This is a genomic window from Flavobacterium sp. (assembly GCF_029945805.1).
Taxonomy (GTDB): Bacteria; Bacteroidota; Bacteroidia; order Flavobacteriales; family Flavobacteriaceae; genus Flavobacterium.
On the sequence record NZ_JAQSDH010000045.1, the window covers coordinates 57,734 to 83,898 of the forward strand.

Annotated in this window: 20 protein-coding genes; 3 read left to right on the top strand and 17 right to left on the bottom strand. The window is 35.5% G+C overall.

What is annotated here, in order from left to right; translation table 11 throughout:
* Nucleotides 1-47: 47 nt before the first annotated feature.
* The 3 genes from PSU83_RS12675 (at nt 48) to PSU83_RS12685 (ending at nt 5,128) form a co-directional block, all read left to right on the top strand.
* Nucleotides 48-842: a hypothetical protein gene (locus PSU83_RS12675; RefSeq protein WP_300589889.1), complete on the top strand. Its 795-nt coding sequence runs from the start codon at nt 48-50 to the stop codon at nt 840-842.
* On the top strand, nt 842-1,456 hold the full coding sequence (locus PSU83_RS12680) for a deoxynucleoside kinase (protein WP_300589890.1): 615 nt from the start codon (nt 842-844) through the stop codon (nt 1,454-1,456). Before PSU83_RS12675 ends, PSU83_RS12680 begins: the two co-directional genes overlap by 1 nt.
* A gap of 198 nt (nt 1,457-1,654) precedes the next feature.
* Nucleotides 1,655-5,128: a T9SS type A sorting domain-containing protein gene (locus tag PSU83_RS12685; RefSeq protein WP_300589892.1), complete on the top strand. Its 3,474-nt coding sequence runs from the start codon at nt 1,655-1,657 to the stop codon at nt 5,126-5,128.
* Between the two features lie 42 nt (nt 5,129-5,170).
* On the opposite strand, the gene PSU83_RS12690 is transcribed toward PSU83_RS12685, so the two are convergent.
* The 17 genes from PSU83_RS12690 to PSU83_RS12770 form a co-directional block, all read right to left on the bottom strand.
* Nucleotides 5,171-7,624, bottom strand: a complete 2,454-nt coding sequence (locus tag PSU83_RS12690; protein WP_300589894.1) for a glycoside hydrolase family 2 protein — start codon at nt 7,622-7,624, stop codon at nt 5,171-5,173.
* On the bottom strand, nt 7,617-8,297 hold the full coding sequence (locus tag PSU83_RS12695) for a copper homeostasis protein CutC (protein WP_300589895.1): 681 nt from the start codon (nt 8,295-8,297) through the stop codon (nt 7,617-7,619). Before PSU83_RS12695 ends, PSU83_RS12690 begins: the two co-directional genes overlap by 8 nt.
* A 25-nt stretch (nt 8,298-8,322) precedes the next feature.
* Nucleotides 8,323-9,321 carry a N(4)-(beta-N-acetylglucosaminyl)-L-asparaginase gene (locus PSU83_RS12700; protein WP_300589896.1) on the bottom strand — a complete coding sequence of 333 codons (999 nt, stop codon included), beginning with the start codon at nt 9,319-9,321 and terminating at the stop codon, nt 8,323-8,325.
* 1 nt (nt 9,322) lies between these two features.
* On the bottom strand, nt 9,323-11,581 hold the full coding sequence (locus tag PSU83_RS12705; protein WP_300589897.1) for a family 20 glycosylhydrolase: 2,259 nt from the start codon (nt 11,579-11,581) through the stop codon (nt 9,323-9,325).
* 122 nt (nt 11,582-11,703) lie between these two features.
* Nucleotides 11,704-14,271 carry a sodium-translocating pyrophosphatase gene (locus PSU83_RS12710; RefSeq protein ID WP_300589898.1) on the bottom strand — a complete coding sequence of 856 codons (2,568 nt, stop codon included), beginning with the start codon at nt 14,269-14,271 and terminating at the stop codon, nt 11,704-11,706.
* Between the two features lie 105 nt (nt 14,272-14,376).
* Nucleotides 14,377-14,907, bottom strand: a complete 531-nt coding sequence (locus PSU83_RS12715) for an inorganic diphosphatase (RefSeq protein WP_300589899.1) — start codon at nt 14,905-14,907, stop codon at nt 14,377-14,379.
* Between the two features lie 266 nt (nt 14,908-15,173).
* Nucleotides 15,174-17,663: a DUF5686 and carboxypeptidase-like regulatory domain-containing protein gene (locus PSU83_RS12720; RefSeq protein WP_300589901.1), complete on the bottom strand. Its 2,490-nt coding sequence runs from the start codon at nt 17,661-17,663 to the stop codon at nt 15,174-15,176.
* A gap of 140 nt (nt 17,664-17,803) precedes the next feature.
* The gene (locus tag PSU83_RS12725) at nt 17,804-18,781 is read right to left on the bottom strand and encodes a pyruvate dehydrogenase complex E1 component subunit beta (protein ID WP_300589902.1); all 978 of its coding nucleotides are present in this window, start codon (nt 18,779-18,781) and stop codon (nt 17,804-17,806) included.
* 219 nt (nt 18,782-19,000) lie between these two features.
* Entirely contained in the window at nt 19,001-19,216 is a 216-nt protein-coding gene (locus PSU83_RS12730; RefSeq protein ID WP_300589904.1) for a hypothetical protein, read from the bottom strand.
* A gap of 23 nt (nt 19,217-19,239) precedes the next feature.
* Complete coding sequence (locus PSU83_RS12735) at nt 19,240-19,581, bottom strand: hypothetical protein (protein WP_300589905.1); 342 nt, start codon at nt 19,579-19,581, stop codon at nt 19,240-19,242.
* 66 nt (nt 19,582-19,647) lie between these two features.
* A complete protein-coding gene (locus PSU83_RS12740) occupies nt 19,648-20,739 on the bottom strand; it encodes an alpha/beta fold hydrolase (RefSeq protein WP_300589906.1) in 1,092 nt (363 codons plus the stop codon).
* 39 nt (nt 20,740-20,778) lie between these two features.
* Entirely contained in the window at nt 20,779-22,053 is a 1,275-nt protein-coding gene (locus PSU83_RS12745; protein WP_300589908.1) for an NAD(P)/FAD-dependent oxidoreductase, read from the bottom strand.
* 35 nt (nt 22,054-22,088) lie between these two features.
* Nucleotides 22,089-23,471: an NAD-dependent succinate-semialdehyde dehydrogenase gene (locus tag PSU83_RS12750; protein ID WP_300589909.1), complete on the bottom strand. Its 1,383-nt coding sequence runs from the start codon at nt 23,469-23,471 to the stop codon at nt 22,089-22,091.
* Nucleotides 23,472-23,526: 55 nt separating this feature from the next.
* On the bottom strand, nt 23,527-24,024 hold the full coding sequence (locus PSU83_RS12755; protein ID WP_300589910.1) for a pyridoxamine 5'-phosphate oxidase family protein: 498 nt from the start codon (nt 24,022-24,024) through the stop codon (nt 23,527-23,529).
* Nucleotides 24,025-24,273: 249 nt separating this feature from the next.
* Nucleotides 24,274-24,621 carry a hypothetical protein gene (locus PSU83_RS12760; protein ID WP_300589911.1) on the bottom strand — a complete coding sequence of 116 codons (348 nt, stop codon included), beginning with the start codon at nt 24,619-24,621 and terminating at the stop codon, nt 24,274-24,276.
* Nucleotides 24,605-25,537: a DnaJ C-terminal domain-containing protein gene (locus PSU83_RS12765; protein ID WP_300589913.1), complete on the bottom strand. Its 933-nt coding sequence runs from the start codon at nt 25,535-25,537 to the stop codon at nt 24,605-24,607. Before PSU83_RS12765 ends, PSU83_RS12760 begins: the two co-directional genes overlap by 17 nt.
* Nucleotides 25,538-25,594: 57 nt before the next feature.
* A complete protein-coding gene (locus PSU83_RS12770) occupies nt 25,595-26,107 on the bottom strand; it encodes a hypothetical protein (protein ID WP_300589915.1) in 513 nt (170 codons plus the stop codon).
* Nucleotides 26,108-26,165: the final 58 nt, after the last annotated feature.

Here is a 26,165-nt window from a genome sequence, read left to right on the forward strand (position 1 = left end):
CAATTTTTTGACGCCGAAATTAAATCCATTTGCCGTAAATTAGCGCTATGATTAAAAGAATGTTTTATTTCCTATTACTTTTCAACTTCGTGCTTGGTTTTTGTCAGAACAAAAAAGTAACCACCACGGCAGTAAGTACAGCTCTACTTGAAAACAAAACGTATATTGGTTTTGATGGTTTGGGCAATAATTACTACATCAAAGACAATGTTTTTATCAAACAAAACGAAAGCCAAACTTGGGAATACAAAAACGTAGCCCTGGGCAAAATCACCTCTGTAGATTATGTTAATCCGTTGAAGGTTGTTGTTTTTTATGAAGATTTTAATACAATAATCACACTTGACAATCAGCTAAACGAAATACAAAAATTCAATCTCTTTGATATTGATGGTAGTATTTTTGCTTCTAAAGTTGGAATGGCTTCTCAGGATCAGTTTTGGATTTACAATTCGCTGACGCAGCAGATACTTCTTTTTGATTATTTAAAAAACACTTTTAAGAACATTGGAAACCCCATTCAGGAAGCGATAAAATACACGGAATCTGATTTCAATAATTTTTATTGGATTGATGAAATTAACAATTGGTACGCCACGGATATTTTTGGCAAAGTAACCTTGCTAGCTAATATTCCACCATTTGAAAAAATTCAGATAATTGACCGTGATAAGCTTTTGTTTTCGAGAGACAACATTCTGTATTGCTTGAATAACGTGACGAAAACGGTTTACGAAATAGAAATTGTTGAGAAATCGTTTCAAAATTATTACTACAAAGACCAATTTTTGGCTATTTTTACCAACCAACAAATTAAGAATTATAAAATAAAATTACCATAATGCACATAGCAGTAGCAGGAAACATCGGAGCTGGAAAGACAACTTTAACTAAATTTTTGGCCAAACAATTCAAATGGGAACCTCATTTTGAAGACGTAGTTGACAATCCGTATCTAGATGATTTTTACCATCAGATGGAGCGTTGGAGTTTTAATCTTCAGATTTACTTCTTAAATTCCCGTTTTCGTCAAGTATTGCAAATTCGTGAAAGCGGGAAAAATATCATTCAGGATAGAACGATTTACGAGGATGCACACATTTTCGCACCCAACTTGCATGCAATGGGTTTGATGACCAATCGTGATTTTGAGAATTACTCCGATTTATTTCAGTTGATGGAGGGTTTGGTTGGCGCTCCCGATTTATTGATTTATTTGAGAAGTTCTATTCCTAATTTGGTTGCGCAGATTCACAAACGCGGACGTGATTATGAGAATACGATTTCAATTGACTATTTAAGCCGTTTGAACGAACGATATGAAGCCTGGATTCATACCTATGACAAAGGAAAACTCCTAATAATTGATGTGGACAACATTGATTTTGTAAATAACCCCGAAGATCTAGGAGAAATTATAAACAGAATAAATGCCGAGATAAACGGATTGTTCTAAAATACTACAAAAAAATTAAAAACGCCTTTCAATCGAAGGGCGTTTTTGTTTGTTTATCGTTAATAACCTCAAAGACAACGATATTTTTACATACTATTTATTTTAAATATCTATTTTTATCAAAATAGTTTAAACAATAATTCTTTAGAGTAAAGAATTAAAGTCGATTTTATCGTCCCAACAAAAAGATCAAATCTCATGCAAAAAAATTACCTACAAAAAAACCTTGTATTATCGTTCTTGTTATTCGTATCATTTAATTTAAATGTTTCCGGTCAATCTAGAGGTGGAAAAGATTCAGGAAAACACAGTGATTTTTCAAAAAGAACTTCCATTAAAAACGCATCACGTACAACACAACCCGCACAACCAAGTACACAAGCCACAGCTACTATTACCGCTTGTGATACGTATACTTGGTCTGAAAATGGACAAACCTACACTACAAGTGGCATCTATACTTCAGGTGGTGGAATTACCCAACTTTTTTCAGATCAGACCGATTGGAATACTTCAGCTACAACGAACGGGGCGACTATTTCAACAAATAATTTAGCTGGAATTCCTGCTACAGCATCCATAAACTTAACTTTAGGTTCTGTAAACATAAGCATGAATGCACCAAGCGGTATGTATTCTAGCGGAAGTGCTGTTGGTGCCAACAATCCAAACGAAGCGGTAACTATTACTTTTAGTCCCGGTGTTTATGGTGTTTCTGCCAATTATTTTACTGCCGATGTGAATGACAATATTATATCGGGAAACATTACTGCAACCTATTCTGACGGTCAGACTGATAGTCGAACGGTAACTACCGATACCGAGGATTTTGGCTATTTCGCCGTTACACCTATAACAAGTATCGTTCTTTCATCAACAGATATTACACGATATATTTCGTTGAAAAACTTAAGCATTGCTACTAATCCAACTTCTACAGAAGTGTTGGATTTGACAATTAATCCTATTGTAATCCCAACATTTGCAGTAATTAATCCAATTTGTCTCGGAGATAGTTTATTACCATTACCGACAACTTCAGTTAATGGAATTCCTGGAACTTGGGCTCCAGCATTAGATCCAACCACTACCACAACTTATACCTTTACACCAGATAGCGGCGAGTGCGCCTCAACCAAAACCGTCACTATTATTGTAAATCCGATTTCTACTTACACAGATCCATTTGTAGCCTGTACAAGTTACACCTGGCCTGTAAATGGACAAACGTATACAACAAGTGGTTTATATTCTACATCGATTGGTCTTACTGATACTCAAGAAATTGATGATTTAGCATTATGGTTAGAGCAGGGTTATTCCTTTAATTCGACTATTAACGGAGATAGCTTAGAAAATCAAAATTCAGGCAGTCAAATAATTGTGCCTTTTGGGCCCATAGCAGCTACTTTGACCGCTCCAGGCGGAATGTATTCAAGTGGCGATTTTGTTGGGACTCTTAATCCAAATAACACTTTGACAATAAATTTCAGCTCACCTGTTTATGGTGTTTCTGGAGATTATTTTACAACCGATCTAAATGACAATATTATATCCGGAAATATAACGGTTACTTATTTTACTAATGGCCACGTTCAAAGCAGAACAGTTACAACGGATAGCGATAGATTTGGCTATTTTGACAACAACTTAATCACTAAAATAGAAATCAGCACAACTACTACTGTGCCTAATCATTATATTGCTATAAAAAATCTAATTATTGCCTCTGATCCTCATAGTTGCAGTACGGACACTTTAGATTTGACTATCAATAACGGACCCGCTCCGGGAGATACTTTAGCAACAGCAGTAGACGTTGTCGGAACTAATTATAATACTATTGGAAATAACCTAGCCGTAAATTGCTATACGGATACTGGCGGAGAATTATCACCAGATGTTTGGTATAAAGTAACTTTGAGTCCGTGCGCGACGGCGCTAAGTGTTGATACTTGTACCGGCTCCAATTTTGATACGATTTTGACGGTATTTGCAGCAGATGGATCAACAGAATTAGCCTATAGCGACGATGACTGTCCGAATGTGAATAGTTTTCAATCTGCCATAAACGACTTAGATGTTACAAGTGAAGATGTTGTTTATGTTAAGGTAGAAGGCTATTTTGGTTTAAATAATGAGCAAGGAACTTTCGGGCTAAATATTATACAAACCTTGTCCACACAAGAAATAACAACCTTTGATGCCGTTGCGCCAATTTGTAACGGAGATACTTTATCGGCATTGCCAACAACATCAACTAACGGGTATACTGGAACTTGGTCTCCAACGTTAGATAATACGCAAACTACTACTTATACTTTCACTCCTGATTCAGGTCAATGTGCTACAGATGCTTCATTAACGATTACCGTAAATCAAAAAATAACGCCAACCTTTACTGCCGTAACGCCAATTTGTAACGGAGATACTTTATCGGCATTGCCAACAACATCAACTAACGGGTATACTGGAACTTGGTCTCCAACGTTAGATAATACGCAAACTACAACTTATACTTTCACTTCTGATTCAGGTCAATGTGCGACAGATGCTTCATTAACGATTACCGTAAATCAAAAAGTAACGCCAACCTTTACTGCCGTAACTCCAATTTGTAACGGAGATACTTTATCGGCATTGCCAACAACATCAACTAACGGGTATACTGGAACTTGGTCACCTGCTTTAGATAATACGCAAACTACAACTTATACTTTCACTTCTGATTCAGGTCAATGTGCGACAGATGCTTCATTAACCATTACCGTAAATCAAAAAGTAACGCCAACCTTTACTGCCGTAACGCCAATTTGTAACGGAGATACTTTATCGGTATTGCCAACAACATCAACTAACGGGTATACTGGAACTTGGTCACCTGCTTTAGATAATACGCAAACTACAACTTATACTTTCACTTCTGATTCAGGTCAATGTGCGACAGATGCTTCATTAACCATTACCGTAAATCAAAAAGTAACGCCAACCTTTACTGCCGTAACGCCAATTTGTAACGGAGATACTTTATCGGTATTGCCAACAACATCAATAAATGGATATACTGGAACTTGGTCTCCAACGTTAGATAATACGGCTACTACAACGTACACATTTACTCCTGCTTCAGGACAATGTGCTGGAACGACAACTATCACGATTACAGTTCACACAACAGCAACTCCAACAGGAAATGCTTCGCAATCTTTTGATGTAACTGATTTAAATAATGCAACAATTGCTGATCTTGTGATAAGTCAACCTAATGTGAATTGGTATGCATCACTTGCGGATGTTCTTTTATTAAATAATCCTTTACCACTTTCTACTGTTTTAAACAATGGAGCCACTTATTATGCAGTCGCTTTTTCTGCAACTTGTCCAAGTCAACCCTTTGCGGTTACGGTTACAGTTACTTTAGGAGCTGGTGAATTTGATGATTTACATTTCAATTATTATCCAAATCCAACCTCATCTGTTTTGAATATTAGTTATTCGAAAGTCATTACTAAAGTTACTTTGATCAGTATGCTTGGCCAGATTTTAATGAGTCAGGATGCTAATGCAACTGAAGTTCAATTGGACTTATCGCGTTTGGCTGATGCAACTTATTTTGTAAAAGTTTTTGCAGATGATAAAGAGAAAATGATCAAGATTATCAAACAGAGATAGTTTTATTAAATAGCAAAAGGCTGTCGTTACTGACAGCCTTTTTTAGTTTAATGTATCAAATAAAGATTTTACTTTTATCTTTTGAATTGGATTGGAAAGTTTAATTTGTACTTTTAGATTTGGAAGTACATCAAAATAGTTGTCACTAAAAAAAGTGTATTGTTCCGATGATAAATAAACATTTTTAGCTAAAACATCCGAAGAAACTTCATAAGTCAATTCGTCAATTTTTTTTATTTGGATAGTTGGTTTACTTAGTTGTAAGTCTCTTGGTTTACCAAAGAAATAATTAGAAGTTGCATCTCTAAACTGAACATTTAAAACAACTTCTTGCAAATCGAATTTTGAAAAATCAGCTTTAGGAATTTGAAATACAATCGAACTAGTATTATCTTCTACGTAGATTTCTTTTGAAGCATTCCAAAGTAATTTTCCATCCAACGAGGTCAATTCTAAAACTATTTTATCTGAATATTTTTGTAAAGTATCGTTTACGAGATAAACTTTATAAAAATCATCTTCTTCATTTACAGAAAGAAGCATGTTTTTATAACTCCGTTTCACTTGATACTGAAAGGCTTTCCAATGGCCATAATAATCTACCGAACTCCACGAAGTTACTGGCCAACAATCGTTGAATTGCCAATATAACGTTCCCATACAATAAGGTTTCGCTCTTCGATGCGCTTCGATTGCTGTTTTCATTCCATCCGCTTGAAGCAATTGCGAAATATAATTATAATCCTCAAAATCCTTTGGAACATTGTAATCACGGGCCATGTATTCGTTGATGGTTTCGTACCCTGTTGGATGCTTTTGATGGTTCTTAATCGCTTCCGAAGTTAAATTCAAATCGTTTTGAGGAACAACTTTTTGCAAGGTTTCCAAATTTGGCATTCCTTGAAAACCATATTCACTCATGAAACGCCCGACTTTCTTTTTATAGATTTCAAAAGGTTCTTTTCCCCACCAAACTCCCCAATAATGCGAATCGCCTTGTGACATGCTTTCCTTTTTTCCCCAACCAATCGAAGGTGATGAAGGCCAATAAATTGCCTTGTTTTTGGGCGATAAACTATCCAATGTTTTTGGAATAAGTTGATGAAACAACTTCTCATAATCGTTCCAAACTTTAGTAGAATCGGCTCTGGAATAATTGTATTGTTTTTGCCAACCCCAGTTTTTCCAACCTTCATCGTTTTCATTATTACCACACCAAATGGCTAACGAAGGATGATTTTGAAGACGAGTTACGTTATCAATTACTTCGCGTTTTACATTCGCTAAAAAATCGGTATCGCCTGGATACATAGCACATGCAAACATAAAATCTTGCCAAACCAGAATTCCTTTTTTATCACATTCGTCATAAAAAGCATCCGAAGCATAAACTCCTCCACCCCAAACCCGAAGCATATTCATGTTAGAATCAACCGCAGTTTTAATTCTCGTTTTGTAAATGGAATCGGTAACTCTTGGCACAAAACTATCGTCTGGAATATAATTGGCACCTTTCATAAAAACAGGAATTCCGTTCAATTTGAAATAAAAACCAGTTCCGATTTTGTCTTTTTCTTGAATAAGCTCAATGGTTTTAAGTCCGATATTTAGTTTTTTTACCGAAACTGTCTTTTTTTGATCAATTAAACTAATTTCAAACGGATACAAATGCGCTTCTCCTAATCCGTTTGTCCACCAACGTTTTGGATTATTAATTTCATAGTTCATGCTGATTATATTCAACCCTTTTTTCAGATTAAAAGTTTCAAGAATATCATTAATTTTTAATTTAATTGTACTTATTCTATCTACTTTAATTTCTGTTACAAATTCTAAAATAGCTTTCTGATCGTTTAATTCCAATTGATTGTACGATACGTTTTCGATAGCTAGGTTATTCCAAAAAATCAGATTGACATCTTTCCAAATTCCTGCGGTTACCAATCGGGGTCCCCAATCCCATCCGTATTGATATTGGGCTTTTCTAGTAAAAACTTTTTCATCGCCCGGAAGCGAGTAAGTCAATTTTTGTGCTTCTGATTTTCCTTTTAGAACTGCTGATTTGAATTTGATTTCGATAGTATTTTTTCCTTCAATCAGATTATTTTTGACTTGAATTTTCCATGTTCGAAACATATTATTGGCTTCTAAAATTGGTTTACCATTGAGAAGAACCGTTGCATACGTATCCAAACCTTTAAGTTCTAATTCTATATTTTTAAATTTCAATTCCGATTTTGCGATAGTAAACGATGTTTTGTAGTTCCAATTTTCGTTTTCAATCCATTGCAGTTGTTTTTCATTAGTTCCGAAAAATGGATCTTCAATTACTTTATTGGATAACAAATCGGTGTGAACGGTTCCGGGAATTTTTGCTGGTAGCCAATTTTCTTTATTCTCTTGTTTGAATTTCCAATCTTCATTATTTAAGCTGCGTTGACTGTTCTGACTCATAAGAGTCAATGGAAAAAGAAGTAGAATTACAAAATTACGCATAAAGAATTGCTTTTAATTTTTGAATTTCTTTGGGATTTGCTACTTCGGAATTATCTGTAATTGCAGACGAATGAAAATAAATGGCTTTGGCTTTTTGCTGAATTGCTTTACCATTTGAAGAACGCAATCCGCCGCCTGGCATAATTACTATTCTATTATTCGCTTTTTGAACTAAAAGTTCCAATTGATGGATTCCTTGACTAACATCTGGAGCATTTCCAGAAGTTAAAATAGTTTGAAACTCACAATCAATGATTTCTTCAAGCGCTTGCAAAGGATTTAAAACCGCATCAAAAGCCCGATGAAAACTGCACGGAATTGGATTTGCCAATTGTACTAATTCTTTATTCTGTTCAATATTAATTGTATTATCTAAGTTCAAAATTCCGAAAACAAAACCATCAACATTTAGTTTTTTAATAGTTTGAATATCTTCTTTCATCTTTTGAAATTCATCAACAGAATAAACAAAATTTCCGCCTCTTGGACGAATCATTATGAACAAATCAATTGTTAATTGCTCCTTTGCTTTTAGGATAATTTCAAGTTTTGGCGTAATTCCGCCAAGGGTTATTTCATCACAAAGTTCTACTCTATCGGCACCGTTTTGTTGTGCAATTAAAGCCGATTCTAAATTGAAACAAGCGATTTCTAGTTGAGGATTCTTAACCATATAAGTCATTTAAGTGCATATAAACCTATTTCAGAAAGTATTCCGAATTTATTAATTTGTTACCTGTAGTATCATTCACGGCAAAATTGAATCCGTCTTGAATACAATACGCACCATATTCGCCTTTTTTATTTAAAGCGATAAATCCAACTTGAATATCTTTTAGGTTTTTATTGCGATTTTTAGTCAATTTTACTATTCGAGCAACGGCTTCTTCACACGCTTTTTGTGGTGATTTTCCTTGACGCATCAATTCGACCACCAAATGACAACCAACAATTCGGATAACTTCTTCGCCATGTCCTGTTGCAGTTGCCGCACCGATTTCGTTATCTACATATAATCCAGCGCCTATTATGGGAGAATCGCCAACGCGTCCGTGCATTTTGAAAGCCATTCCGCTGGTCGTGCACGCGCCTGAAAGATTTCCGTGAGCATCTAAAGCAATCATTCCGATGGTATCGTGATTTTCGATGTTGGCTTTGGGTAAATATTCGCTTGTTTTAAGCCATTCTTTCCATTCTTTTTCCGAATCTTCTACTAGTAAATTTTCTTTTGGAAATCCTTGTGACAAAGCAAATTGCAATGCGCCATCGCCTACCAACATAACATGTGGCGTTTTTTCCATCACTGCTCTCGCTACAGAAACTGGATGTTTAATATTTTCCAAACAAGCTACGGAACCAATATTGGAAAATTCATCCATGATGCAGGAATCAAGTGTTACTCGTCCATCACGATCTGGTCGTCCGCCATAACCAACACTTCTTTCGGTTGGATCACCCTCTGGAATTTTGACTCCGGCTTCCACTGCATCTAAAGCGCGTCCGTTATTTTTTAGAATTTCCCACGCAGCACCATTCGCTTTTACACCAAAATTCCATGTGGAGATTACGATGGGTTTGTTCGTTTTTCCGGTATTGATTGGCTCATCGATTTCATCCGATTTTCTACTAAACGATTGAAACGCTAAAGCTGCCGAAGCCAAAGCTGTTGTTTTTAAAAAATTTCTTCTGTTTCCCATATTATTCTACACTTATTTCATCAATAAATAACCAACTTTGTGAACCTGCACCAGGAAATCCGTCAGCAATAATTCCGTTATTTATTGCAATTACTTTTACGAATTGTGCACCTGTTTTTGGAAAATCAACTTCAATTCTTCCACCTTTAGCAACTACTTCTTTTTGACTGATGGTTTGAATTGATTTGAAATTTTTACCATCCGAAGAAACTAAAAACTGAATTTCTTTTGGAAAATAAATCCAACTTCCTTCACCTAACAAGGTGTTTATTTTAATTTTTGAAATCGTTTCCATATTCCCTAAATCGATGGTTGCATTTAAATCTTTACCCCAAAATCCTAACCAATCTCTACCGTATTTCGACGGGTTTCCAACCATTCCATCGACCAAAGTAAAAGGGCCACCAATACTATAATTTTCGTGTGGTGGATTTACCAATTCAATCCTTTTTCCAGCAGATTTGTTGATAAAAAAAGCTTGTTCGATGGTAGCGCTTTTGGCTTTATCGTCTTCAAAATAATTTGCTTTTACTGTTGTATTTTCAGTAACAACAATTGGTTTTGTATACGATGCTGAACTTAAAATGGGTTCTGAACCATCGGTTGTATATCGAATACCTGTTGGATTTGGCGATTTTAATTCGAAAGCCACTCCTTTTTCATTTGGATGAACCGCAGAAGTTACTTCAAAAATAGCCTTGCTGTAATTGATTCCTTGTTTATCATAAAAGTCAAAATGTTTGACGATTCTTTTTTCAAATCCTTTATAGTTTTTTGGATTTGAAGTTCCCCACAACACTTCTGAAAGCGCTGCCATTCTTGGCATAATCATGTATTCTACTTGCTGCGATGTTGGAATATATTCCGTCCAAACGTTAGCCTGTGCTCCTAAAATAAACTTGGCTTCTTCAGCAGTTAATTCATCTGGAATGGGATTGAAAGAATAGACTTTTTCCAAAGTTGTATATCCGCCAATCGCTAAAGGTTCGTTTTTGGGTTCACCTTGATAATGGTCAAAATACACATGAGAGCCTGGAGTCATTACTACATAGTGTTTTTCTTTTGCCGCTGTGATTCCACCTTCGGTTCCACGCCAACTCATAACCGCTGCATTTGGTGCTAATCCGCCTTCTAGAATTTCGTCCCAACCGATTATTTTTCGGCCTTTACTATTGACAAATTTTTCTATTCGTTGAACGAAATAACTTTGTAGTTCGTGTTCGTCTTTCAATCCTTTTTCCTTCATTAATACTTGACAATTCGGACAGTTTTTCCAGCGTGTTTTTGGACATTCATCGCCTCCGATGTGAATATATTCAGACGGGAACAGTGTCATAACTTCGGTTAAAACATCTTCTAAAAAGCTAAATGTTTCTTCTTTTGGACAAAACACATCATCTAAAACACCCCATTGTTTCGCTACTTCAAATGGTCCGCCTGTGCAGGAATACTGAGGATAAGCTGCTAATGCGGCGACAGCATGACCTGGCATTTCAATTTCAGGAACTACGGTAATATGACGTTGTGATGCATAAGCCACGACCTCTTTAATTTGGTCTTGAGTATAAAATCCGCCATAGCGAATCGTGTCAAATTTTTGGTCGTTGTAATGTCCTGTCATTGATCCATTTCGCCAAGCACCAACTTCTGTTAATTTTGGATATTTTTTGATTTCGATACGCCAACCTTGATCATCCGTTAAATGCCAATGAAAGGTGTTAAATTTATACATCGCTAAATAATCAATGTACTTTTTGACAAAAGAAACTGGAAAAAAGTGACGCGCGCAATCGAGGTGCATTCCGCGCCACTTAAATTTTGGTTCGTCTTCAATTAAAACAAAAGGTAATTTAATATCATTATTTTTCTCGGATGGAATTAACTGAAGTAACGTTTGAATACCATTAAAAAAACCTTCGCTATGAGTTGCCCAAATTGCTATACTTTTATTGACAATCCCAAATCGGTAACTTTCTTTGGAAGAATTCTTGTTATCAACATCCTGTATTAGTTTAATTTTATTTGCTTTGATATTATCAGGAACAATTTTCAAGTCCAAACCAGTTCGTTGCTTTATAGATTGCTGCAAATAGAACACTTCAGGCATATTGTTATCACCTTGAATTACGGTTTGTTTGTTTAGTACAAAAGTACCCTTTTCAATTTCTACCATTTTTGGCATCGGAATCAGAGGCAATGCGTTTTGAGCAAATCCAATGGTAACAATAAATAAAGATAACACGGAAAATAGTTTAGTCATAAAAGTATTTTTTGTCAGTACAGCGTCAGTTCGCTGCACTTGTGTGGCTAAATTTACAAAAATTTGGACAAAAAAAATGCCCCACTTTCGTGAGGCATTCCTTGTATATCAATTTTTGAAAATTATTTCAAAGCATCCACTTTCGCTTGAACTTCAGCTTCAGTTCCTTCGAAAGTTTCATTTGTTGAAGTTCCTCCAACGGTAGTTGTAATGGTTGCTTTAGCTTTACCATCAGTATTGGTAATAACCACTTTTACATTTTTTTCAGCGCTGCTTGGAGCAATAGCTCCTTTTTTTGCACAACAGTCCATTTTTTTATCAGCGATGAATTTTCCATCAGCATCATAGTGAGAAAGACACGCTTCTTTTTGAGTAGCATCACACCCTAAAGAATCGCACATTGCTGCACACTCTTCTTTGGTCATGTCCTTGCATTTGCTCATATCGCATTTGCCCATCATCATATCACCTGCACATTCCATTTTCATACCTGATTCTTTAGTTCCACCTTCGTGACCTGCGCCTAAGATTGGAGCAATAACTAATCCAATAAGACAAGTCAATTTGATTAAGATGTTCATTGATGGACCAGAAGTATCTTTAAATGGATCTCCGACAGTATCTCCAGTTACAGCCGCTTTGTGCGCATCAGAACCTTTGAAAGTCATTTCACCATTAATCATAACACCCGCTTCGAAAGATTTCTTAGCGTTATCCCAAGCACCACCAGCGTTATTTTGGAACACAGCCCAAAGCACTCCAGATACAGTAACTCCAGCCATATAACCCCCTAACATTTCAGCGATTAATTGGTTGTTGTCTGAGTATATTAATTTACCTAAAAGTACAATTGCAATTGGGAAACCAATCGTCATAATTCCAGGCAACATCATTTCGCGTAAAGCAGCTTTTGTAGAAATATCTACACATTTAGCATATTCTGGTTTTCCAGTTCCTTCCATAATTCCTGGAATTTCTTTAAACTGACGACGTACTTCGTATACCATATCCATGGCTGCTTTTCCCACAGAGTTCATTGCTAAAGCAGAGAACACAACTGGAATCATACCCCCAACAAATAACATAGCTAATACTGGCGCTTTGAAGATATTGATCCCATCAATTCCGGTAAAGGTTACGTAAGCAGCAAATAAAGCTAATGAGGTTAATGCAGCAGAAGCGATTGCGAAACCTTTTCCTGTTGCAGCGGTCGTGTTACCGACAGAATCTAAAATATCTGTACGAGTACGCACTTCTTTTGGCAATTCACTCATTTCAGCAATTCCACCTGCATTATCAGAGATTGGTCCGAAAGCATCGATTGCTAATTGCATTGCTGTTGTAGCCATCATTGCAGAAGCCGCAAGAGCTACTCCGTAAAAACCAGCTAAAGCATATGTTGACCAGATTGCTCCAGCGAATAATAATACGGTTGGGAACGTAGAAATCATTCCGGTAGCTAAACCAGCAATTACATTAGTTCCGGCTCCAGTTGATGATTTTTGTACAATGGCCAAAACTGGTTTTGTACCTAATCCTGTGTAATATTCTGTTACTGAAGAAATAGCTCCACCCACAAATAATCCAATTAAAGTAGCATAGAAAACACGCATTGAAGAAATATCTTGTAATCCTTCACCGAAGAATGACATTTTCATTGTTGCAGGCAACATCCATTGAACTAAGAAGAAACAAGCTACAGCAGTCAATACAATAGAAACCCAGTTTCCGATGTTAAGTGCTTTTTGAACTTGAGCTTCTTTAGCCGTATCGCTAGAAATTTTAACTAACATAGTTCCGATGATCGAGAATAAAATTCCGAAACCAGCGATAGACATTGGCAATAAGATTGGTCCAATTCCACCGAAAGCATCATTTATCATTCCGCCCATATCTTGAATCACATAGTTACCCAAAACCATTGCAGCCAAAACTGTTGCTACATAAGAACCGAATAAATCAGCACCCATTCCGGCAACATCACCAACGTTGTCACCAACGTTATCTGCAATTGTAGCAGGATTTCTTGGATCATCTTCTGGAATACCCGCTTCTACTTTACCTACTAAGTCAGCACCAACGTCAGCAGCTTTAGTATAAATACCACCACCAACACGTGCAAACAATGCAATAGATTCAGCTCCAAGAGAGAAACCAGCTAGCGTTTCAAGAACTACAGTCATATCTTCAGTGTTTGTCCAAACACCGCCCATGAATTTTTGAAAAAGTATGATAAAGAATCCAGTTAGACCTAAAACGGCTAAACCAGCAACTCCTAATCCCATTACCGTTCCACCACCAAAAGAAACTTTTAAGGCTTGTGGCAAACTAGTACGAGCAGCTTGAGTTGTTCTTACATTAGTTTTTGTTGCGATTTTCATTCCCATGTTTCCGGCTAAAGCTGAAAAGAAAGCTCCGAAAATAAAAGCAACTACAATTAATAAATGCGTTTTAACACCTGGTATAAAAGTAATACCCGCTAAAGCTATACTCGCAATAACTACGAAAATGGCTAATAATCGGTATTCTGCTTTTAGGAAAGCCAAAGCACCTTCATAAATGTAATCTGAAATCTCTTTCATCTTACCGTCTCCAGCGTCTTGTTTTAATACCCAAGATCTTTTGATTGCCATAAAAGCCAATCCTATTAATGCCATAACTATTGGCACATAAATCATCATTGATTCCATAAAAATAATTTTTGTTATAAAATTTATCGGTCGCAAAAGTAACAAAACTTTAACAAAAAAGGCACTATTCTACTGAATAATGCCTTTTTTAGCGTTTGCCCCTAATTATTTAATACTAAATAAGCCTTCGGGTCTATTTTCAATAGCGTCAAAACGCTCTGTACATGCTTTAATGATGGCATAGGCTTCTTTAACATTGCCCCATCCTTCTACATCAACTTGTTTGTTTTCTAAATCTTTGTACACTTGGAAAAAATGCTCAATTTCTTTTAACAAATGAGGATTCATATCGCTTAAGTCGTTTAGTTTATTCCAAATTGGATCAGAAACAGGAACACAAATAACTTTTTCATCTGGTCCATTATCATCGGCCATGTGGAACACTCCGATTGGTTTTACTTCCATGACACACCCTGGAAATGTGGGTTCTGTTACCAATACTAATACATCCAATGGATCGCCGTCAAGTGCTAGTGTTTCTGGAATGAATCCGTAATCAGCTGGATACATCATTGATGAAAACAACATTCTATCGTAGCGTATTTTTTTTAATTCAAAATCATATTCGTATTTATTTCTACTTCCTTTTGGAATTTCAATTAATACATCGAATGTTGACATTTTATCTGCAGTCATTTTCTCTTTATTTTTAGGAGTGCAAAGGTACAAATTCTATTATTTTAACCAAGAAAGAAATACAAAGACATTTCAGCTTCAAAGTATCCTAATGACTAAGTGAACGTTTTTTTGTGTTTTACACGTAGTTTGTGTTAGCGGTTGAAACGGCATCCTTTTTTGTTCTTCCTTACAATTTTCTAGAAATGAACACGACGTGAAAGAACAAAAAAGATATAGTGGAAGACGCGACTCTCGTTTTTTTCTAACGAGAGTAACACCGCAATTTAAAAATTAAATCCGAACGTACCTTTTACAGTAAAGTTATTGGTATCGGGGACATCTCTATAATTGCCTCTCCACGCAAAATCAAGACGGAAAACTTTAAAAATGTTTCCGATTCCAGCGCTGTATTCCCAGTACGGTTTTTCTGGCGCTTGATAAATTAATCCAGACGCATTGATTAGTCGGTTTTGATCGGAAACTGTTCCGTAAACTCCTTTTATACCAACAATTTCTCTAAGATTTAATTTTCTTAACAACGGAATACGAGCAAATATTTTTCCTTGAAAATTGTGGTCCCACTTAGCAGTTACATACTGATCGGCTACAAATTCGTAAAAATTAAGATTGTTGAACGTATTGTCAATGATAAATAAAGTTTGGTTACCGGGAACGACACTCATTAAACCTAGAGGAATGGTACCAAATGTTTTTCCTAACTCCAGAGTAAAATTTGAACGACCAAGAGGTCCAATGATGATTGGTTGCTTGTAATATAACTGTACTTTTTGATAGCTAAAATCACTGTTAATAAATCCTTTTAGTCCTTGACTGTAGGTAATAAAAATTCGACTGAATGGGGAATCAATGTCGCGTCTTTCAACACCGTAACCAATAGTCTTTTTCTTTGGTGTTAGTTCAATTTGTAAATTTAGTTCAGATTGTTTTACATCACTTTTTGTGTTAGTTTGAGTAGCATCGGTGAAATAATCCAATTTAAACGTATCGGAAGCGGACTCCAAAGTTCGGTATGAAAATCCTACTTGGAAAATGATGTTTTTAATAGGCTCAATTTCTGCTGCTATTGTGGTGAGGTTGATGTTGGTCAACTTACCGTTAGCGCCGGTGGTGAATAATCCTGACGACGCATAACTTCTTCCTAAAACATCATTTGTTGTAGTAAGACTGGCACCGATTTGTTCAACATCTCGTCTATTTCCGCCCGAAATGATAACTCGGCTCTTTTTGTCAACCATCCATTTTCCGGAAATTCCATATTTGAATTTATTATCCTTAAATCCGTAAGCTGTATAGCCTTGCATACGCCAAAGATCATTTGGTCCAAAATAAGTTCTGGCACCAGCTCTAAGGCGCCATCCTTCCACTTCGTTATTTCCAATGGTTGAAAATATTGGGCCGTAATCTAAATGTAATTTTGGAATTTCAATATAACCACTTCCCAAAATGGAAACCAAGCTGTAAAGTCGTTTAAACTTCTTGACCGTTTTGAGCGTGTCAATCATTTCATAGATTTTCTTTTCGTCTTTGTTTAGCTTTTCGAATCGGTTCTCGTCCCAATATTCATCAGTTTTACCGTAAACTTCGTTGTTGATGAAATTGATTTCGCTTTTGTAAAACTTATCAGGTTTCTTTTCATCAAATTTGAAATTTCTGTACAAAGTGGTACGTTTTCCATAAACACCTTTTGATTCTTCTTTTTTTCTCAAAGCAAAATCAGACATCATATAATCTCGGGTTGGGAGGAAAACCGAATCGTTTAACACGTCGAATTCCTGTTCAATATAAATATCTTTTACCCAGTTAATATTGGCGCTTTTTGTAATGGCCATGTTTATTTTCTTGATGGCAAAAGTGGTATCGTTTACCCAAAAATCTCCTTTGAAAGTCAACTCGTTTTTACGTCTTGGATAGAAAATGACATTATAGCAAACCTTGTTATCTATAACGGCTGTATCGGCCAAAATATAGTTGTAAACATCGATTCCGGTGCGCGATAATGGACTTGTAAAACTCTTATCGAAGAAATTCAGATAATTATCATAAATGTCAAAATCACTATACAAATCTTTGATAAACATATTCACACCATCGCCGCTTCCTAATCCCGAATTTTTGTTGGCTTTTAGCACTTCTTTTACTCGTTTGCTTTCGTTATCACCGTAGACATCTGACAGAGCTTCATTGATAAAAATTGGCAAATAGGTCTTTCCAGTAACTTTAGAGGTATCGATATTCTTGAAAACGAATTCCATGCCTTTGAAAATTTTATTTTTCATAAAAGCACTGTCGATGGTATTCATATCAAATTCTACCTTTTCGTACTTTTCATATTCATATTGCTTGAACATCTTCAAACCGTTCTTTCTTCTTCTTTCCCAAATTTTTCTTAGGATATCTAAAGCCGGATTGCTTTTTTTAGAAGTCTTTCCAGAATATATTCGGACTTCCTTTAGCGCGTTACCTTCGGTCATTACAACCTTAAAATCATAATTGACTAGTTTTGGAAGCTTTATAGTTTTATCGGGGAAACCGACGTAAGACACTACTAGTTCGGTATAATTATCGGGAGATTCTATATAAAATCTGCCGTCTTCATTGGATACAACTCCAATGTTTGAACCTTTGAAAACTAAATTGGCATAAGGAATTGGCTGATTTGAATTATCTACAATAACCCCACTAACTTTGGTTTGGGCAAGAGTATAATTTGATAGAGCAAAAAACAGAGTGAGGAGCGTAATTATCTTTTTCATAGCAAAAAAAACTTCATCAAAATTGTCTTGATGAAGTTTCAAATATAGGTATTTAGATTGTTAGATTATTAGACATTTTAGACTTCTTAGATTTTTTATGTTTATCTAATACTCTAAACTATTTAAGTGGTCTGACTAATTTATTTGTAAGTTACTTTTTTTACCGCTTTGATTACATCTTGTGCGTTTGGCAACCACTCTTTTAAAAGTGTTGGCGAATAAGGCGCAGGTGTATCGGCTGTGGTGATTCTTTGGATTGGCGCATCAAGATAATCGAATGCTCTTTCCTGAACCATATAGGTAATCTCAGAGGCAACGCTGGCAAATGGCCAAGCCTCTTCAAGAACTACCAATCGGTTTGTTTTTTTAACCGAAGTGATAATCGCATCGTAATCCATTGGACGAACTGTTCTCAAATCGATAATTTCGCATGAGATTCCTTCTTTTGCCAGTTCTTCAGCAGCGATGAAAGCTTCTTTAATAATTTTTCCGAATGAAACAATCGTTACATCTGTTCCTTCTCTTTTAATATCGGCAACACCAAGTGGAATTGTGTATTCTTCTTCTGGCACTTCTCCTTTATCTCCATACATTTGCTCTGATTCCATAAAAATAACTGGATCATTATCACGAATCGCAGCTTTCAATAACCCTTTTGCATCATATACGGTTGAAGGCACTACTACTTTCAGTCCCGGAGTATTGGCAAACCAGTTTTCAAACGCTTGTGAGTGTGTCGCTCCCAATTGCCCTGCCGAAGCTGTAGGACCTCGGAAAACCATCGGCATTGGAAATTGTCCTGCAGACATCTGACGCATTTTGGCAGCATTATTTATAATTTGATCAATTCCCACTAAAGAGAAATTAAAGGTCATATATTCTACAATCGGACGACAACCGTTCATGGCAGAACCTACTGCGATTCCGGCAAAACCTAATTCAGCAATTGGTGTATCGATGATTCTTTTTGGACCAAATTCATCCAACATTCCTTTTGATGCTTTGTAAGCACCATTGTACTCGGCAACTTCCTCACCCATTAAATATACAGTCTCATCGCGACGCATTTCTTCACTCATTGCCTCACAAATCGCTTCTCTAAATTGTATTGTTCTCATACTTTAATTTTTTTTGTCATCCCGGCACTTAGTCTACGCTCAGCATAAACTGAAGTCGAAGGAAATTTTGGTTAGCAAAAGTAAAAATTTAAAATGACAAAAGTATTTTTTTAAGATAATTTGTAGTTTGTTTTTAACGCAAACGATGTAATGAGATTCATATAGCAATAAAGGCATCATTAGAAATAATGATGCCTTCATCGCTAGTACTTTAATTCTTTAAAATCCGTGATGTTGCTTAACTTCTTTTTCACATTCTACCGCTTGATCACTTTGTTGTAACGCTGTTTTTGCGCTCTCATTGGCTTGAATTTCTTCTCCACCAGCATGATATTTTGCAGCTTCAAGATGTGATTTGGCAGCTTCTTGATGGTATAATGCAGCATTTTTGTGGCTTTCAACAATATTTAATGTTGATTCGTTATGGGTTTCCATGGTTTCTAGATTTATTTAAATAATTATCCGTTGTCTTCTTCGAGGTCATTGTGATTGTCTCCGCCAATGCTATAGCCGTTGTTTTCTTCATCTTCGCTTCCGATATCTTCTTGTTCATCATCCAATTCGGAACCCGGAATATCTAAATCAGAACCCGACTTATCTTGATTGAAGTTTTTTTCATTAAACTTACCGTCATCTGAATGAGAAGGTTTTTTTTTGGAAATATCTTCCGGATCTATTTCCGTTTCTTCGTTAGCATTGTTGTAAATATCCTCGCTTGGTGGATAAACTGGATACGCTGGGAAAGTTTTGTTGATGTCTTCCGTGGTTTCCTTTTTTGGTGTTTTGATAATTTTTTTCATGTTTTTATAGTATTTTTTAATTTGTCACATAGTATTTTCTTGACTACTCATTTTCAAATGACGTACTCATTTTGTGCCTGAATGTAAAGAATTTAGGAATTCTACTAAGTATTCATTGAACTCATCTGGATGTTCAAGATTAGAAACATGTCCAGCATTATCAATAATTTTCAAACTTGACCCTTTAATATGCTCTTGCATAAATTGAGATTGTACCAGTGGCGTTACTTCATCTTCTTTCCCGCAAATAATTAGTGTTGGAACAGTAATAAATTCTAAACTAGAACAAGTTTCTGAACGCTCTGCCAATGCAGTCAAACCTGCTGTAATAATTTCTTTAGAATTTGCAAATACAATAGCGCGTAAATTTTCAACTAATTCGATTTTATTCGTTATCGAATCAGGGTGAAAAACATTTTTAATAAATTTTTCATTAAAAGCAACTACGCCATCAGTATTAATTTGCTCAATTTTTTGATAACGATTTTCTTTTACTTCAGTTGTATCGGCGATACAATTTGTATCGCATAAAATCAGCGCCTCAAAACGATCAGGGAATCTTTTTATAGCATTCAAAGCGATGAAACCTCCCATTGATAGACCACAAATAATCGCCTTCGTAATATCTAATTTATCCATAAACGATACTAAATCATCAGAAAACAAATCAATGCTTAGCGGCGTTTTCTCATCTGTTGATTTACCAAATCCACGAATATCTATTGCTATCAAACGATGAGAAGATTTTAAACTATCCAATTGACCTTTCCACATCGATTTATCAAATGGAAAGCCATGAAGAAATAAAACAGGAACATTTCCTTCGCCAACATCATTATAGGAGAAACTGCAATTGTTAACTTCTGTCAACAAATTTTGATAAGAATTTTCAAGCTCCATCGTCGTAATTTGGGTTATTGGCAAACTTTCAGCTATCTCAGAAATCACATTTTTAGTAGTATTATCTTCATAATCCTTCAGTAAAACTTTGAGCGATTCGTGGTAATTTGTTAAAGTTAAATTTACTATTTCTGGATTTTCTTCATAAGGAATCGTTATTGGCATTTCGTCCATAAATTTCAACAATTCAGGATGCTTATCCCTTATGTTGTTTGTAATATCTAAAATCATTTCGTTCAACTCTAATTCAGTCTTCATTGTACTTGTTTTAAATAGTTATTGGTAAATAATTTTTTTTCAATTCCCTACTTTCGTTTTGTTTTGTTGCGACAGTATGAGTGCTAATGAAGTGTCTTTAGTGATATAAGCCCAGGCCCAATTGATGAAAATAATGAGTTTATTTTTTACGCTTAAAATCAACATCAAATGCACAAATATCCAAGTTAGCCAAGCAAAATAACCGCTGAAATGTAGAAAAGGCAAATCAACCACCGCTTTATTTCTGCCAATAGTTGCCATAGAACCAAGATCTTTGTATTCAAAGTTTGTTGTAGGTTTATTTTTTTCTATGCGATATAAATTCTTTGCTAACAACTTTGCCTGATTAATGGCAACATTGGCCAATTGCGGATGTGCTTTTGGATATTGTGGCGTCTCCATATAAGCAATGTCACCAAGGGCAAAAATAGTGTCGCTTTCAAAAACTTTATTGATGCGATTTACTTTTAGTCGGTTGCTTGGTGTTATTATTTCAGGATTAAAGCCCTCAATTTTATTTCCTGTAACACCTGCTGCCCAAATGACTGTTTTTGTTTTTATCGTTTCTCCTGTACTAAGCGTTAAAACATTCCCGTCATAATTTTTTACAAATGTTTCGGTATAGATTTTCACCTCCATATTTTGTAAATAATTCCTTGACGCAATTTGTGCCTTGCTGCTCATGCTATTCAATGTGTTCTTTGTTCCTTCAATTAGCATAATATTCAGTCTTGAAAAATCAATTCCACGATAATCTTTTGGCAATACCTCTTTTTTTATTTCGGCAAATGCTCCTGCCATTTCAACTCCTGTTGGTCCTGCACCTACAATTACAAAATTGAACAAACTTTCTTTTTCTTCCTCGCTCGCAGAAATTATTGTTTCAAAAGTTTGTAGTATGTGATTTCGAATGGTGATGGCATCGTAAGTAGATTTTAAAGTGAGTGAATTTTGCTTTATAGTTTCATTACCAAAGAAATTAGTAATACAACCAATGGCGATTACCAAATAATCATAATCAAATTCTCCAATATTAGTAGTGATTATCTTTTGAGTTTTGTCAATACTCAATACCGTTGCCAAACGAATTTGAACATTAGTTTTCTTTTTAAAAATATTGCGTAGCGGAAAAGAGATGCTTGATGGTTCAAGCTGCGATGTTGCCACTTGATAAAACAGCGGCTGAAACTGATGGTGGTTTATTTTATCAATTAAAACAACATCAAACAGTTTTTCATTCAATGCTTTTATAAATTGAATTCCTGCAAAGCCACCGCCTACAACTATTACTTTTTTCTTGCTTGTTGTATTCATTATAGTATTGATGTTTTTAATGACGTCCGATTTGCTTAAAAAGGATCTGACAATTCGCTTATACGGATTAGTTTCTTGTTTACAAACTCATCTATGCCCAATTCAGAAAGTTCTCTTCCGTAGCCAGAACGTTTGGTTCCGCCAAAAGGCAAGTCAGCCTGTGTCCAAGTTGGATGGTTTATAAAAACCATACCTGTATCAATTTGGTCTGCAATCCGTTTTCCTCTTTCAATATCTTTCGTGAATATGGAACCGCCAAGTCCATAAGGTGAATCATTAGCTAAATCAATGGCAGCCTGTTCATCTTTTACTCTAAAAAATGTAGCTACTGGACCAAACAATTCTTCATAGTACACTGGATTTTCAGGCAACATGTTTGTAATAATAGTAGGCTCCATAAAAGCACCTTCTCTGGCTACACGCTTTCCTCCTAACAAAATTGTTGCGCCACCAGCTACTGCTTTTTGAACTTGAGTTGCTATTGTTTTTGCTGCAGCTTCACTACTCATTGGGCCTAATTGTGTTGAAGCATCCATAGGGTCACCAACAACTAGTTCTGAAAGTTTCGTTTTAAATTTTTCTAAAAAAATATCTGCTACACTTTCTACAACAATAAATCTTTTGGAGGCAACACAACATTGCCCATTATTATTGATTCTGCCAATTACAGCCCATTCAACCGTTTTATCCATATCGGCATCTTCAAGCACAATAAAGGCATCGCTTCCTCCTAATTCTAATACCGATTTCTTTAAATGCTTTCCCGCTGCAGCGGCTATACTTGCTCCTGCGGCTTCGCTACCAGTAAGTGAAACTCCTTTAATTCTTTTATCAGCAACCAGTTCAGATGCCCGACTGCCTGATATCAAAAGGTTAGTATATAAACCAACTGGTGCGCCTGCTTCTTTAAATATTTCTTCTATTGCAATTCCGCATTGCGGAACGATGGAGGCATGTTTTACCAAAATGGTATTTCCAATCATAATATTAGGAGCGGCAAAACGGGCTACTTGGTAAAAGGGAAAATTCCAAGGCTCTACACCTAACAAAACCCCAATTGGCGCATGTCGTATTACTGCATCGCCATGTGTTGGATTCAGCACTTTATCAGCTAAAAAACGTTCAGCATTTTTGGCATAGTAATCAAATATTTCAGCACTTAGTTTTATTTCACCTTCAGCATGTGCCAATAATTTACCCATTTCTAATGTTATCATCTTGGCTAAAATACCTTTCTTTTCTCTAAGTAAACCAGCTACCTTGTGCAGTATTTCTGCTCGTTTTTTAAAATCGGTTTGCTTCCAGTTTTCAAAAGTGATTGCTGCTTTTGCTACTGATGCATTAACTTGGTTATCTGTCATCTCGGTAAACGATGTAATGACCTTATTTGTTGCGGGATTAACAGTTTGGATTGCCATTTTTTTATATTTTTTTTTTAATTAATTGATATTGGATGAACGAAATTATTTGGTTCTACAAATTAATTTTTCCATGTTCCCCGTCTGCATACTCTTTTCCTGTTACGATTGCTTTTAGCATATTGAACAGCACGACCATTTTACTTGAGCTGCTGTCCCAATAATTTACTTCGGTGGGAATAACTTTTATTAATGTCATATCTGGATCATCCAAGCCAAGTGGAAACCATGCTTTCATGATGGAACCCCACAAAGCTGCCATTTTTTCCTTGTCATTTACTAAAGTTGCTGTGCCATGAATCATCAAATAATTATTGCTGCTTTCGTTGGTGATTGCAATGGCTACTTTTTTGCTTTCTTCTATTTCGTCAGCTTTATAGGATGAAGCCTTTGTAAAAAACCACATCGTTCCATCGTCATCAATTTTAGTTATACCCATTGGTCTTCCTGAAATATTTTCAGCGTTCTTTTCCATGGTAATAAACATGCAAGTCCGAGTATCTTTGACCATTTCGATAAACTTTTCTAGATTCTGATTGTGTACCTCTTTCATAAAATTTATTTTAAGTTTTAATATGCGACCCCTCTATTAGATAAAATTGCATTTGCTAAAGTTCATCCTTTATACAACGGGAAACGTTACACAATAAAGGAAATGAGTTGCGCTATTCACACATTGTATGAATAGTCTTAGGGTTGCAGAAGTTCCTCTCTGCAATTAAGTTTTTAAAAAGGAAGTGGAAATTTCGAAAACAGAAATTAATGCTTTTAAGATTTGCATTTATCTTTAATTATTCCCGAACTAGTTCATCACAAAATGCAACTGCGCCCTAGCGACAAATTCATTTGTTGGATTGCAATTGATAATAATTAGGTAACAAGCCAACGAAGATATTTTCCAATCGGCTTGGAGATTTTCTCCATCAAAACGATAGATTTTTTGAAAATTAGCAAGCTGTGAAATATGTAGTGCATTACAAATAGCAAACGTTCTATCTAACGAAACTTGAATTTCAACAGCATCATTAATATCCAAAATATTCATAATATCAGTTAAAAAATACTTGAGCTTAAAATTTTTAAACTGTTGGTTTTTATGCTCTTGCAACAAAACATCTAAATAGTCGTAAATTCTAAGTTGGTTTTCCATGATGTAACAGTGCTAGTTCGTTGAATAACTCTAGTTCTTTATCTGATAAATCAGTCGGCATTTTGATGTTTATTGTAGCATACAAATCGCCAAATTCTTCAGGTTTGTTAAAAACGGGCATTCCCATTTTTTTTAAGCGAACTTCTTTTCCGTTGGCAGTTTGTTTTGGAATTGTAATGTTGATTTTTCCTTTCAACGTTTTAATTTCTGATTTTCCACCTAAAATTGCCGTAAACAAATCGACATTTATACTACAATACAAATCGTCTTCTTTTCGTTTGAAAATAGGATTTTCTGTAACCTTAACCGTAATTAATAAATCGCCATCTTGCCCGCCATTGGTCCCTTTGCTTCCTTTGCCTTTGAGTCGTAAAATTTGTCCATCTTTTACGCCAGGTTTTATTTTCATGGACAACTTTTGGGTTTCCAATTGAATTTGTCTTGATGTGCCAGCGAATGCTTCTTCCAACGAAAGTTCCATGGTGGCCGTAAAATCTTGACCTTTATAACTTTGCTGCCTTGATTGCCCATTTCCGTTACCACGACCTCCGAACATATTGGAAAAAAAATCGGCAAAACTATCTTCGTCAAATTGTTGCCCGCCGTAACCTCTGTTTTGATATGAAGCACCTTGATTACGAGAACTTTGGCTGTAACCTTCAAACCCTTGTTTTCCACCAGATTTTTCATAATTTCTATAATCTTCGGCTAAAGAATCATACTCTTTGCGTTTGGTCTCGTCTTTTAAAATCTCATGGGCTTCATTGACTTCTTTGAACTTTTCTTCTGCTACTTTGTTATCTTTATTTTTATCTGGATGGTATTTTACAGCCAGTTTTCTATACGCTTTTTTAACCTCATCTGCAGAAGCCGTTTTTGGTATATCTAAAATTTTATAATAGTCTTTAAAATCCATTGTTGTTTAGTTACTTTGCTCGCTTTTATATGAATAAGTACTTGATTTTTTTTCGTCTCATTTGAGACTATTCACTACTTTAACTCTGACCGGTTCTTTATCGATAGTTATAAATTTATTTGTCATCATTAGCACAAAAGAACTTATCAATGCAATGGTTACCAATTTAATTGCAAAATTATAATGTTTCCCAATTCTTTCAGTAACTAATACATTCAAATTATAAGAATGAATATTTGCTTGAATTTCAAAAAGCAATATTTCTTTTAACGACTTATCCATCAATTTTTGATACTTTATGGTACTAAAAGCTTGGTCGAGCGGCTTTGTTCTAAAGATACTAAGTAACAAGAGAATTGCCCAAATAAATAACAGAATTGGAATCACCGAAACGATTTGGGTTATATAGATATTCCCATCCATACCACTTAAAAAAAATGTAATATACAACGCTGTTGCACCAATAATTGTTCCTGCATAAGAATGTTGCTGACGATACGAATCTACTTGCTTCTCTATAATTTCTTTTGAATTTACAGCAAGGAATTCTAAGTGCTTTAGGTCTTCCATTTTATAGTTTACTCAGTTGTTTTTCCATCAAACACTTCTTCTTTATTTTCTGCCTCTT

Excerpts from the sequence above, each read along its gene's own strand:
- PSU83_RS12675 (WP_300589889.1), top strand. The coding sequence starts at position 48 with ATGATTAAAAGAATGTTTTATTTCCTATTACTTTTCAACTTCGTGCTT.
- PSU83_RS12680 (WP_300589890.1), top strand. The coding sequence starts at position 842 with ATGCACATAGCAGTAGCAGGAAACATCGGAGCTGGAAAGACAACTTTA.
- PSU83_RS12685 (WP_300589892.1), top strand. The coding sequence starts at position 1,655 with ATGCAAAAAAATTACCTACAAAAAAACCTTGTATTATCGTTCTTGTTA.
- PSU83_RS12690 (WP_300589894.1), bottom strand. The coding sequence starts at position 7,624 with ATGCGTAATTTTGTAATTCTACTTCTTTTTCCATTGACTCTTATGAGT.
- PSU83_RS12695 (WP_300589895.1), bottom strand. The coding sequence starts at position 8,297 with ATGGTTAAGAATCCTCAACTAGAAATCGCTTGTTTCAATTTAGAATCG.
- PSU83_RS12700 (WP_300589896.1), bottom strand. The coding sequence starts at position 9,321 with ATGGGAAACAGAAGAAATTTTTTAAAAACAACAGCTTTGGCTTCGGCA.
- PSU83_RS12705 (WP_300589897.1), bottom strand. The coding sequence starts at position 11,581 with ATGACTAAACTATTTTCCGTGTTATCTTTATTTATTGTTACCATTGGA.
- PSU83_RS12710 (WP_300589898.1), bottom strand. The coding sequence starts at position 14,271 with ATGGAATCAATGATGATTTATGTGCCAATAGTTATGGCATTAATAGGA.
- PSU83_RS12715 (WP_300589899.1), bottom strand. The coding sequence starts at position 14,907 with ATGACTGCAGATAAAATGTCAACATTCGATGTATTAATTGAAATTCCA.
- PSU83_RS12720 (WP_300589901.1), bottom strand. The coding sequence starts at position 17,663 with ATGAAAAAGATAATTACGCTCCTCACTCTGTTTTTTGCTCTATCAAAT.
- PSU83_RS12725 (WP_300589902.1), bottom strand. The coding sequence starts at position 18,781 with ATGAGAACAATACAATTTAGAGAAGCGATTTGTGAGGCAATGAGTGAA.
- PSU83_RS12730 (WP_300589904.1), bottom strand. The coding sequence starts at position 19,216 with ATGGAAACCCATAACGAATCAACATTAAATATTGTTGAAAGCCACAAA.
- PSU83_RS12735 (WP_300589905.1), bottom strand. The coding sequence starts at position 19,581 with ATGAAAAAAATTATCAAAACACCAAAAAAGGAAACCACGGAAGACATC.
- PSU83_RS12740 (WP_300589906.1), bottom strand. The coding sequence starts at position 20,739 with ATGAAGACTGAATTAGAGTTGAACGAAATGATTTTAGATATTACAAAC.
- PSU83_RS12745 (WP_300589908.1), bottom strand. The coding sequence starts at position 22,053 with ATGAATACAACAAGCAAGAAAAAAGTAATAGTTGTAGGCGGTGGCTTT.
- PSU83_RS12750 (WP_300589909.1), bottom strand. The coding sequence starts at position 23,471 with ATGGCAATCCAAACTGTTAATCCCGCAACAAATAAGGTCATTACATCG.
- PSU83_RS12755 (WP_300589910.1), bottom strand. The coding sequence starts at position 24,024 with ATGAAAGAGGTACACAATCAGAATCTAGAAAAGTTTATCGAAATGGTC.
- PSU83_RS12760 (WP_300589911.1), bottom strand. The coding sequence starts at position 24,621 with ATGGAAAACCAACTTAGAATTTACGACTATTTAGATGTTTTGTTGCAA.
- PSU83_RS12765 (WP_300589913.1), bottom strand. The coding sequence starts at position 25,537 with ATGGATTTTAAAGACTATTATAAAATTTTAGATATACCAAAAACGGCT.
- PSU83_RS12770 (WP_300589915.1), bottom strand. The coding sequence starts at position 26,107 with ATGGAAGACCTAAAGCACTTAGAATTCCTTGCTGTAAATTCAAAAGAA.